Source organism: Phormidium sp. CCY1219 (assembly GCF_055795085.1).
Map to the genome: position 1 here is coordinate 25,058 of NZ_JAYFEQ010000783.1, position 11,222 is coordinate 36,279.

At 51.7% G+C, this 11,222-nt stretch carries 11 protein-coding genes; 7 read left to right on the top strand and 4 right to left on the bottom strand.

Going from position 1 to position 11,222, the window contains the following annotated elements; genetic code table 11:
- Positions 1-64: 64 nt before the first annotated feature.
- The 3 genes from cbiE to AC0QH1_RS23970 all read right to left on the bottom strand — a co-directional run bounded on the left by cbiE (position 65) and on the right by AC0QH1_RS23970 (position 3,114).
- The gene (gene cbiE / locus AC0QH1_RS23960; protein ID WP_324633905.1) at positions 65-1,444 is read right to left on the bottom strand and encodes a precorrin-6y C5,15-methyltransferase (decarboxylating) subunit CbiE; all 1,380 of its coding nucleotides are present in this window, start codon (positions 1,442-1,444) and stop codon (positions 65-67) included.
- Positions 1,445-1,675: 231 nt separating this feature from the next.
- A complete protein-coding gene (locus AC0QH1_RS23965; RefSeq protein ID WP_324633906.1) occupies positions 1,676-2,281 on the bottom strand; it encodes a cobalt-precorrin-8X methylmutase in 606 nt (201 codons plus the stop codon).
- 92 nt (positions 2,282-2,373) lie between these two features.
- On the bottom strand, positions 2,374-3,114 hold the full coding sequence (locus AC0QH1_RS23970) for a DUF1868 domain-containing protein (protein ID WP_324633907.1): 741 nt from the start codon (positions 3,112-3,114) through the stop codon (positions 2,374-2,376).
- Positions 3,115-3,372: 258 nt separating this feature from the next.
- Here AC0QH1_RS23970 and holA point away from each other — a divergent pair, with 258 nt between their 5' ends.
- The 3 genes from holA to AC0QH1_RS23985 all read left to right on the top strand — a co-directional run bounded on the left by holA (position 3,373) and on the right by AC0QH1_RS23985 (position 5,947).
- Positions 3,373-4,371: a DNA polymerase III subunit delta gene (gene holA / locus AC0QH1_RS23975; protein ID WP_324633908.1), complete on the top strand. Its 999-nt coding sequence runs from the start codon at positions 3,373-3,375 to the stop codon at positions 4,369-4,371.
- A 326-nt stretch (positions 4,372-4,697) separates the two neighbouring features.
- Positions 4,698-5,129, top strand: coding sequence for a DUF4168 domain-containing protein (locus AC0QH1_RS23980; RefSeq protein WP_324633909.1), 432 nt, complete (start codon positions 4,698-4,700; stop codon positions 5,127-5,129).
- A gap of 305 nt (positions 5,130-5,434) precedes the next feature.
- The gene (locus AC0QH1_RS23985; RefSeq protein WP_324633910.1) at positions 5,435-5,947 is read left to right on the top strand and encodes a DUF4168 domain-containing protein; all 513 of its coding nucleotides are present in this window, start codon (positions 5,435-5,437) and stop codon (positions 5,945-5,947) included.
- A 76-nt stretch (positions 5,948-6,023) separates the two neighbouring features.
- Here AC0QH1_RS23985 and AC0QH1_RS23990 read toward each other — a convergent pair whose 3' ends face one another.
- Positions 6,024-7,016, bottom strand: coding sequence for a DUF4349 domain-containing protein (locus tag AC0QH1_RS23990; protein ID WP_324633911.1), 993 nt, complete (start codon positions 7,014-7,016; stop codon positions 6,024-6,026).
- A 213-nt stretch (positions 7,017-7,229) separates the two neighbouring features.
- Between AC0QH1_RS23990 and AC0QH1_RS23995 the strand changes: the two genes are divergently transcribed.
- The 4 genes from AC0QH1_RS23995 to rpmI all read left to right on the top strand — a co-directional run bounded on the left by AC0QH1_RS23995 (position 7,230) and on the right by rpmI (position 10,993).
- Positions 7,230-9,659: an ATP-dependent helicase gene (locus tag AC0QH1_RS23995; protein WP_324633912.1), complete on the top strand. Its 2,430-nt coding sequence runs from the start codon at positions 7,230-7,232 to the stop codon at positions 9,657-9,659.
- Between the two features lie 203 nt (positions 9,660-9,862).
- Positions 9,863-10,159, top strand: coding sequence for a hypothetical protein (locus tag AC0QH1_RS24000; protein WP_324633913.1), 297 nt, complete (start codon positions 9,863-9,865; stop codon positions 10,157-10,159).
- Entirely contained in the window at positions 10,141-10,611 is a 471-nt protein-coding gene (locus AC0QH1_RS24005) for a type II toxin-antitoxin system VapC family toxin (RefSeq protein ID WP_324633914.1), read from the top strand. The genes AC0QH1_RS24000 and AC0QH1_RS24005 overlap by 19 nt, the downstream gene beginning before the upstream one ends.
- A 184-nt stretch (positions 10,612-10,795) precedes the next feature.
- A complete protein-coding gene (rpmI, locus tag AC0QH1_RS24010) occupies positions 10,796-10,993 on the top strand; it encodes a 50S ribosomal protein L35 (protein ID WP_324633915.1) in 198 nt (65 codons plus the stop codon).
- Positions 10,994-11,222 lie beyond the last annotated feature (229 nt).

Sequence of the window (11,222 nt, forward strand, 5' to 3'; positions counted from 1 at the left end):
CCTGTATTTCGGGCAGTTATCACACAATCACCGCCGGGGCGTCACGCACTGACCCCGAAATATATCACTGGCGATTTTGGGGTTTAGAAATCACCACGATCGTCACCGGATTTAAGGGGGAAAATCGGGTTAAGTGAGCCACCGGAACCGAGCGGGATAAATTCACTTGCAAGGCGCGATATTCCCACCCCATTTCTGCTACCCAAGTCAGGGCATTCGTCAGATGTTCTAAGGTGGCTAAAGCGAGGACGATCGCACCGCCATCGGCCAAATGTCCGCCACAAAAGCCGAGAATTTGCCGCAAATGACCGCCGGTTCCGCCAATAAAAATGCGATGGGGAACCGGCAGGCGATCTAAAATATCCGGTGCATTGCCATGTATGGAAATCACGTTCGGAACTTGCAGGCGCTGACAGTTTTGCTCGATAAGGGAAATGCCGGCAGCGGTTTTTTCGATCGCATACACTCGAGACGTGGGAAATAAGCGGCCAATTTCAATCGAAACCGATCCGGTTCCCGCACCCACATCCCAAATAATCTGATTCGGTTGCAGGGCCAATTCTCCTAACACTAACACTCGCACTTCCCGTTTGGTCATCAAACCGGGGCGATCGCTAAAGGTTAAAAAACTGCTGTCGGGCAGACCCAATCGCGGCAAATTTTCCAGGTCTAAATGGCCACTGCTTTCCTCACCGCGTCGCACCAAAACCACCACATTTAAGTCACAAAATGTTTCCGATTCAATTGCAGCAATTTCCGCGCGATTTCCCACGGGAAAAGACCGCACGCGCTCATCAGTGGCACCGAGATTTTCACAAACCGAAAATTGATAGGTACCGGGTAAGTCCAGGGAGAGCAAAAGACGGGCGATCGCCCCGGGAGTATTGGTGCGATCGGTCAGTACGGCAATTTTTTCCGCACCCTCGCGCAAGGCGGCGAGCAATTCATCCAAAGAACGACCGTGAGCGCTAATGATTCGCGCATCTTGCCACGGCACTTTGACGCGATTAAAAGCTAATTGAATGCTACTCAGATGCGGATGAAATACCAGCTTTTCTGCGGGCAGTTCTGCTAACAGCAACCGTCCCAAACCAAAGAATAGGGGATCTCCGCTGACTAAGACCACCATATAAGGCGCATCAGGCGGATTTTCTGCCGACATATCCGTGCGGCGGGCGGATTCGGAAGCGGGAGTTTCATCCGGAATCATTGCGGGGGGTTCGCTGTTGCGCGGTGGGGATTCGCTCCATCGTTGTAACTGACGCCGCAGTTGTTTTAAGGTGAGGCTAATGTCTGCCAATTCCAGGCGATCGCCGGAATAATCGGCAAAATAACTTAAGTGGCGATCGCTTCCCACCAATAACGTCGCCTCCCGCACGAGTTTTCGCAAGGGTGCGGTTAATCCCGCCGCACCATCTAACCCAATTCCGACTACATGAATCATTCGCTTTGTTGAGTGTTGATTGTCGAAGAATCGCAACAATAAAAGTTAGAAAAACGCCGATAAATTTTCTCCGCAATTGGAAGCATTGCGCGACCCTCCCATCCCGATAGAATCTGCATCCTGACCATCACCCTTACCGATCGCGGGAAGAAGCGGGGGTTTTTGCAGTCACGGGAATTTGGCGATCGCCTGGGCCATTTCTCCACTCTACCGTTTGATTTTCCTCAACAATTACCCCTCTCCTTGTTCCAACGCCAAAACTATTAAAGCATTAACGATCGCCGCAGTAACCGGCGATCCGCCTTTTCGACCCGCAATTCTAATCTGAGGCACCGACAATTGGGCGAGTACCTGCTTCGATTCCACCACCGATACAAATCCCACCGGTGCGCCAATCACCAGGGCCGGTGGGGTTGAGGCGGTGGAGAGTTTCTCGCACAGGGCCAGCAATGCGGTGGGGGCATTGCCGATCGCGTAAATGGCCCCGGGAAATTCTTCCCAGCATTGCAAAATCCCGGTTTCGGTGCGGGTTTTGCCCGCCGGCGCTTCCGGTACTCGTTCCACGGCGCTCATCACCGGATTGCCCAAGGTTTTGCCGATTAAATTTTTTACCCCCTGCTTGACCATGCTCACATCTGTGACTACAGGAACCCCGCGCCGCAATGCTTCGATTCCGCTGGCGATCGCCCCGGGACTAAACCGAATCAACTCTTTAAATTCAAAGTCTGCACTGCTGTGAATCACTCGCCGCACGATCGCGTATTCTGCTGGGGTAAAGTGGTGCTCGCCCATCTCGGAATCGATGATGGCAAAGCTTTTTTCCATTATCGGATGCATGGCTGAAAAATTAATAAGAATTCAGTGGTCGGGTGGGCATCGCCCACCACAATTCAGTGGTAGGAGGAACTAACCCACCCTACCCGATGATTTCAAAATTTTAATACAGGCCAATCCGGTTCGCGATAGTATCGCGTCATATCGTCAAACTTGCGGATTTCGCCGCGTTTGATGACGATTTCTTGCGGATTATCCAGCCATTTATCGTTAAACTCAGCCAGGGTAATGCTGAGGCGATCGCGGTCTAAATTCGGCGGAATTTCGCCAAAATAGGCTAACGTAATGTGAGCGGTAAAATGGTACTGTTGTTCGATGCCCAGCGCCATCAAATTCGGATTTTGATAAATCGCGCGGCGCAATTTTACGATGCGATCGTAAGCAGATTCGTCCTTGGGCGCTAAAGCAATTCCGATCGCCCGGGTTCTGAGCACGATACCCAGCGCTTGCCAGCGAATCGGCGGCCCGCCTTTTAACGATTCGCAGCGCTGAAAACTGGCGGCGATCGTCTCGCGTAACTGCTGTTCGTAGTTAGGATTTTCGGCGCAAGCATTGCGAAAAGCATCCTCCCAAATCAAATCCGCCAGGGTGAGGTGAAAACTTTCCGGAGGGACGCTAACTGCCAAACCCGGTTCGAGGAGTTGCAACAGTTGCCTTTGCGACGCTTCCATGTTTTCATAAAATTTGTCATTCTCGGAATCATCTCTCCACGGAGGCGATATGACACTGTATCCCGGAAATTCCACCGGTCTTCTCCCACCGCCCTCTTGGGGTGCAAACTTAGGAGAAGTTTGGATGTGCTGGAGTCCCGAGCGATAGCTGTCTTTCAGCGTCATCCTTGCGACTCGATTTAAGTAGGTTTGTAAAGTATCGTCCAATCTTACTCGCCTCTAGAACTCTAACTGTTGGGAATTGGGGAATCAATTTCAACTGAAAATCAGCCATAAGAAGGTAAAAATTGAGAACGGATAATTTAAAATAAACCCTAGCGTCTCAATTTTAGAGTTTGACGGCCACCCTCCCTTCCCCCGGGGATAAGCAACCTTCTCCAGCTTTTACAGTGTACCTCAAACAGGCGATCGCTTGTACTCCTGATGCCAATTTACCTTTACTGGGGATCGGATGACTTCGCGATGGCAAAAGCGGTGGATGAGTTGCGCGATCGCGTGCTGGATCCGGCGTGGGCCTCGTTTAACTTCGATAAAATTACCCCAGAACAACCCGATGCCGCAATCTTTGCCCTCAACCAAGCGATGACCCTCCCCTTTGGCGCGGGCGGGCGCTTGGTGTGGCTTGTAGACACAAATGTATGCCAGCAGTCCGACGCGCAAGTTCTTGCCGAACTGGAACGAACCTTGCCTGCCATCCCCGAGTCGAACCTGCTGCTGCTCACCACCCCAAACAAACCGGATCGACGTCTGAAAACCACGAAACTGTTACAAAAGTATGCAGAAGTTAAAGATTTTTCACCTTTGCCCCCCTGGAAGCACGATGAAATCCTCGCCGCCGTCAAGCGCGCTGCCCGTGAAGTGGGGATCCAATTAACCGCCGATGCGGTGGAACTGCTGGCGGAGTCGGTGGGGAACCACACGCGATCGCTTTACAATGCCCTGGAAAAATTACAACTCTACGCCCTCAGTGCCGGCTCGAATGCCTTAAACGCCCAAATTGTAGATGAATTAGTCACTTGCAACACCCAAAACAGCATCCAACTGGCGCGGGCCATTCGCGAAGGAGATACCGCTACCGCTTTGGGATTAGTTGCGGATTTGATAGAGCGCAACGAACATCCTTTGAAAATTGCCGCTACCTTAACCGGTCAATTTAGAACCTGGTTATGGGTTAAACTAATGATAGAGAAGGGCGAGCGGGATGAAAAAGCGATCGCTCTCGCGGCAGAAGTTGGCAACCCAAAACGGGTTTACTTCTTGAAAAAGGAAATTCGTTCCTTATCCTTGCAACAGTTACAGCAAACCTTGCCCGTCCTCTTAGAATTAGAAGTCAGCCTCAAGCGAGGGGGAGAACAACTCTCTACCCTACAAACCAAAGTCATCCAACTCTGTCAAATTTGCTTGGCTTCACCAAGGCGATAAAAATCCCCCGAGGTAGAGGCTTAGTTTAGGGAAGTTCCGGGAACTTTACTGTTGTCAAATCTATCTACAAAATCAGCGAAAAAACTAAAATACTACCCGTTTTTTCAGCGTAAAATTAGAGTAAAATGCCACAGCAGAGTGAGTTGCATCAAAATCCCCCTTCCTCTACAATAAAAACCCGATTGCCGGGTAAAACAGTAGGGTCTAGCACCGAAATAAGCTGGCAAAAAAGCGCGGCGATCGCGTTCAAACCGGTTGCTTGATAGTGTGTTATAATTGTCTCAAAAATGTTAATTCAAATGTCTAAATTTTTTCATCTCCCTCCAATGTTATCCAAATCGCTCCTGGTGGGTGTTTTATCCGCCGTGGGCGTATTAAGTGGAGTGGCGGTGCATCTATCTCCCGATACTCCGACCTTAGTTTTCCACAGTGCAGCCTACGCTCAAGAGGTCACCAATGAAGAAATCGCCAACTACGCTCGCGCGATTTTAGCGATCGAGCCGCTTCGCTTGGAAGCCTCCGAAGAAATCAGTAGCCTCACCGGGTCGGTTCCCGCGATTAATTGCTCGCAAACCGATCGCGTCAACGACCTAGACGAAAGCATTCGCGGCATTGCAGTCAACTACTGCGAACAGTCGAAAAACCTGGTAGCAACAAACGGGTTAAGCGTCACCCGGTTTAACGAAATTACCGCCGCGATGGAATTCGATCCAGAACTGGAAAAACGGGTCAAAGAAGAACTCCGACGCCTGCAATAAAAGTGAGCCTCCCCCGGTGAATTCCGCCGGACATTCAAACACTCGTCAGGTGGCCCCGAGCCACCTGAACCCAATTCCTCAGAACCACTGTCCGTGCGATTTTAACTCCCAACTTTCCCGACTCGAATCTGCTAACAAATTTCCCGATATAAAACGATTAGTTTGTAGGGTGGGCAGGCACGAGAACTTCCGGGGCGCGAGGCACTTCCCTTGAATAGCTCTGCCCACCCTATCCTCTGCAATTATTTTTGCCCGAGTAAATAAAACGATTGGTTATTATTTTATCGGTCTACGCTGAAGCTAACATGATGACTAAATTTGGGTTTCCAAAACCGAGCGATCGCTGTTTATCGCGCTGGCTTGCAATCGCAGTTATTTCGGTTATCGGATGGGGCGCTGAAATTTCCACTCCACTTTCCCGCACCCCGACTTTCTCTTGGTTTAATCAAACCGCTCACGCTCAATCGCGGGTGAGCAATCTCGAAGTCCTCAACTATGCCAATGCCATTTTAGATATCGAACCCATTCGTCAAAACGCTTACGAACAAATTCAAAACCAACTCGGTTCCGTGCCCCCGATTGATTGCTCTCAACCGGAAAATCTCAACGGACTCACCCCACAAGTCCGCCAAATTGCCAATAATTATTGCACCGAATCGGAAGTCGTGGTGGAAAACAATGGCTTAACCACAGAGCGATTTAACGAAATTACTCGGCTGCAACAAAATAATCCCAGCCTGCGCGATCGCATTCGCAACGAAATCATTCAAGTGCAACAACAGCGATCGCAATCCGCCCCCGCCAAAGCCGAACAATAGAGCCAAAATCAAACCGCAACGGGGAAGGAGAGAAGCAGGAGCGATCGCCACAAAAATACACAGCAAAAAACTGATTCTAATTCACAGAAGCAGAGTTATCCACGCCATTGGGTGGCGAATTTTCCGAGGACGACTTGTGCAGTTTTTTGTAGGCCAAAACCGCCCCAACCGCTAACAACAGAAACGGACTGAACGCCAGTAAATAGAGGCCAATTTTCAGCAAGCCCACCGCAAACGACCCTACCGCTGTAGTGGCATTGCCCCAAGTATCTTGTAGCTGCTCGCCCAGGGGAGTTTGGGGAATTTCCGACGGAGAAACGGGAGATTCTAACGTTAAAGAAATGGTGGAATAGGCAACTTGAGAGCGGAGATTTTTTTGCATCGCTTCAATGCGTTCGATTTGCTCGCGAATGCTGCTCAGTTCGCGGGCGGCATTTAGCACATCCCCCACGGAACCCGAGCGCTCCATAATTTTTAACACCATTTCTTCAGATTTTCGCAAATTTTTCAATCGCGCGTCATTATCGATCAGTTGGGTAGAAACATCTTCAGCCGTGAGCGATCGATTGAGAACCGTACCGAGTTCGGCTAAAGCATTAATCGTCGATTCAAGCTGCTGCTGCGGCACTCGCAACTGCATCGAAACCAGATGGCGGGTGACGTTAGGCGATCGCGGTTTATTGTCTTGAAAGCTCAATACATCCCCTTGTTTTTGCTTAACGATTTGCGAAACCGCATCGATATTGTCCGCGATCGCCTCCACTTCAATCGTCAGGGAAGCTTTTTTAATCAATTGCGGCGTTGCTTGCGCCACCGTGGTATCCGCTTGTGCCATATCCATCGTCACCTCAGTCATCCCTTGACTTGTAGGCATGGGTGCTGCTGCAGGAGGGACGGCACTTTCTTCCATTTCACCCTCGAAATTAGCCTGGGACGTTTGCACTGCGCCGCAACTGGGTAAAGCGATCGCGCCGAATAGCAGCAGCATCGGCAGTATTCTTCCCAGATTGCGGCCCGGGAAGCAGGGTTTGCGGATTGCGGCGATCCGTTTTTTGCGCTGAGCGGTCATCTGATTTCTCCTAAAATAAATGAGAGCGATCGGGGTGGGTCGGATGAGCATGGGCACCACCCACCGCCACCCGTGGGACATTCCCAAGTTAACCTCGGTTGAACGGAAGCGCCGAACCTGCTACAAAAATTGAAACGGCTGCGATCTGTTGTCAGAAAAGATACACTCAGAAAAGTTGCCTGTTTGACCGATTGTCGTCCTTTTGAGTCAAAAATGCCCAATGATTTCGACGGTACTGTTAACCCTTCCGTGGCGCAAGCGCCCACTCCTGTAGAAGAGACGAGGCGCGAGGCGTGGCAGCGGATCCGCAATCGATTGCGACCCGGACAGCAGCAGATGGCGGACTGGCAAACCGGACCGCTGGCGGTGTCTGCGGTACCCGGGGCGGGAAAATCCAAAGGAATGGCGGATGCGGCGGCATTAGCGATCGCCCGCAATGCACTGCATTATCGCCGCCAACTGATTGTCGTTACCTTCACGCGATCGGCGGCGGCGAATCTGAAACTGAAAATTCGCCAAACGTTGCGCGAGTTACAACTACCACAAGTGGGGTTTAGTGTCAATACTTTACATGGATTAGCGCTCAATATTGCCACCCGACATCCGGATCTGTCTGGTTTGAACTTCGAGGAACTCACCTTAATCACCCCCAACCAAAGCCATCGCACGATCGCCTTGAGTGTGGAACGCTGGATTGCCGCCAATCCCCGCCGCTTTCAACGTTTAATCGAAGGGCGTCAATTTGATGGAGAAGAAGCGGAACGGTTGCGGCGTCAGTCGGTATTGCGAACTGAAGTGCTACCGCAATTGGCACATACCGTCATTCGGGAAGCGAAATCCTCCGGATTGCTGCCCGAGGATTTGGGGGACTTAGCTCGAGAATTCGAGAATCGGGTCTATGATGACGAGTATGAAATTGTGGCGATCGCCGCTGGGTTATACGGACAGTACGAGAGTTTATTGCGATCGCGTCAGTTTATCGACTACGACGACATGATTCTCGCCGCCTTGCGGGTGCTGGAAAACGACACCGCCCGGGGATTGTGGCAGCAGCAAGTTTTTGCCGTCTTTGAAGACGAAGCGCAAGACTCCTCGCCCTTGCAAACCCAACTGTTAGAAATTCTCGCCACAGACCGCGATCGCCCCGATGCACCGCCCAACCTGATCCGCGTCGGCGATCCAAATCAGGCGATTAACTCCACCTTTACCCCCGCCGACCCGATCTATTTTCGGCGGTTCTGCGAACGATGCGATCGGCACCATCTCCTCGCGACGATGGATCGTGCCGGACGCAGTACCCAGATTATCATTAATGCGGCCAATTTTGCCCTCGGATGGATTAATCGCTACTATACTCAACGCCACACCAGCCAGCAGGAGGAAGGTTCTACCCCTAGCTTGCCGTTTCGCCTGCAAACCATTCGCCCGGTAGAACCGGGAGACCCGCAACCGGGAGCTAATCCACCGCATGTGGGGGGTGGGTTGGAAATCTACCGCCCGAGAGATATATATCACACAGTGGAGTTATTGGGCAAGCGCGTTTGCGAGTTATTTAGTGAGAATCGCGAAGGGCGATCGGCAGCCGTGTTAGTGCGGGAAAATCGGCAAGCGCGATTTATTCAGGAAGTGTTGAGCAATCCTCGGCTTTATGGCATCGAGTGCAATCTCGCCAGCCAAGGGATTCCGGTGTTTGACGTGGCCCAGAGCGATCGGCGCTCTCACGTGCCTGCCGAAATTTTAGCATTGCTTTCCTTTATCGATCGCCCCCATTCTCCCGATTATCTCAAAGCCGCCTTGCGCGTCTTCGTCGATCGCAAGCTGATTCCCGCCCAAGACCTCAACGCCCTCAGCAGCTTACCGGAACAGTTCTTGTATCCCGGCCCCCTAGACCCGCCCCAACCCCCCGCCGTCCTCCAAGCGCGGCGCTTATGTTGCAGCTTGCTGAAATCCCGCATGGAATTGCCCCTCTATCAGCTCATTTCCTTTCTGGCCCTGGCATTGCAATACAACCAAGCCGAACTCGCCACTGCAGATAAACTCAGCGATCGCCTCGTCCAACAAACCGCAGGCAACCGTTCCCTGCAAACCATGTTAACCGTCCTCAGCGAAATCGTCTCCTCCGAACGATTCGAACCCGTAGACACCGAAGAAGATGCCGAGTCCATTTATACCCGTCCCGGACAACTGACCCTGATCACCATGCACAAAGCTAAAGGGTTAGACTGGGACTATGTATTTATTCCCTTCTTGCATGAGAACGTGATTCCTGGCACTTTGTGGGTGCCGCCTCCGGCACAGTTCCTCGGCGAGTACACCTTAGCCGAAGTTGCCCGCGCCCTGATTCGCGCCAATCTTCACCAAAAAAGCGATCGCGATGCCTTCGCAAATCACCCGGTTACCTATCCCTCCATTGCCACCGCTTGGCAACAAGCCGAAGCACTGAAAATCGCCGAAGAATATCGCTTGCTCTATGTCGCCATGACCCGCGCCAAACGCTTGCTCTGGATGTCTGCCGCACAAAAAGCTCCCTTTACCTGGAGCAAACCCGAAAACCAAGACCCCCGCAAACCTTGTCCCGTTTTACCCGCCCTGATTGACGCCTTTCCCGATACCTTCGTCCCTCTTTCTGCAGCGCTCGATTAGCAGCAAAGAACTGATGTAGAGACCCGCGCTTATCGGCATCTCTACACACCCGAGGCGCGATCGCATCCTCTAAAGAATTGTCCCAATGATTTACAATGGCGATAGAACGTTTCAATTCCCCGCTCGTCGGGGGTCTAAAAAACCTCCCCTCAACCGGGATATTTATCCACAGAAACTTGCAAAATATTTAGAGTCAAACCGTCATGGATGCTTACAAAACTTACCTCAAAATAGAAGACCCAGAGCGCGTCGTTTTATCCCACCTCCCCTTTCAACCCGGGCAACGAGTCGAAGTCATTATATTACCCGCCGCCGAAGAAAGCGAACCCTCCACTTCAGTCAGCCCAACTGCCATCACCCCACCTTCGGGGCAATATGAAGGAAAGCCGATTTCGGAAGCCGATTTTCGCCGACTGGTGAATCGAATCGGCCCAACCCCGGATAAACCTTTGTCAGAAATCATTATTGAGGAGCGCGGACCGTGGGAAACTACTTCATAGATAGCAGTGCATTAATTAAGCGATACGTACCCGAAATCGGCACAGCTTGGCTGCAAGACATTACCCATGCTCAGCGCGGTAATTGGGTGTCGATCTCCCGCATCACCCGGGTGGAAGTCTTTAGCGCATTTGGACGACGACAACGGGAAGCAAGTTTGTCCGCTTCAGATTTTGGCGAAATTGCTCAAGCGTTTCACTATCATTTGGCCACTCAATATCAAGTTATCGAACTGGACGATGAGATAATTCAAAGGGCAGAAAGTTTAGTGGTTCAATATCCCCTGCGCGCTTACGATGCGCTGCAATTGGCATCAGCCGAATATTGCCACAGTGTTGTTACTCAAACTTCGCCCGCCGCCGATTTTATTTTTTTGGCTGCCGACGATCGCCTGCTTCAGGTGGCGCAAGCGGTGGGTTTAATCTCCGAAAATCCGAATAATTTTTCCCCCTGATTCGCCCCGGGGTTGTCTCCGTGACGGGGCAAAGCGCTTTGCGGCTTGCACCCCTCGGTTTGGGGGGCTTGAAGAGGAGGCGATCGCCTCCCCGTTGCCTCTCGGCACAGATTGCCACTGCGCCAGTTGCGAAAAGCGCAGACAAGGAGTATGATAGGAGATTGTGCCGAATTAAGGGAAGTCCATGCCAAAACTCAAAACTCGTAAAGCGGCAGCGAAGCGCTTTAAAGCCACGGGCAGTGGCAAGATCAAGCGTCGCAAAGCCTACAAAAGCCACTTACTCGAACACAAAACCAGCAAGCGCAAGCGCCGTCTCTCGAAAAGCGCGTTGGTAGATAAACGCGATGAAAAGAACGTGCATTTAATGATGCCGTATTTGTAAGTGGATCCCGACGCGATCGCCAAACCGCCCCCCGACGCGCCCTTGGAATCGAACCCGATTCAGGTTTGGGCAGTGGGGAAAAGCGGTTGGAGACCGAACTGATTCGCGCAACCTGCTCAGTGCTGACATTTGTAAACGTAAAGGAAACCATCAGTCAGCACCCCGCTCTAAAGAGACGGGGCTTCTAGCCCCTGACTTTAGGTAGCTGACCAGCCTAAGCCCTACGAGG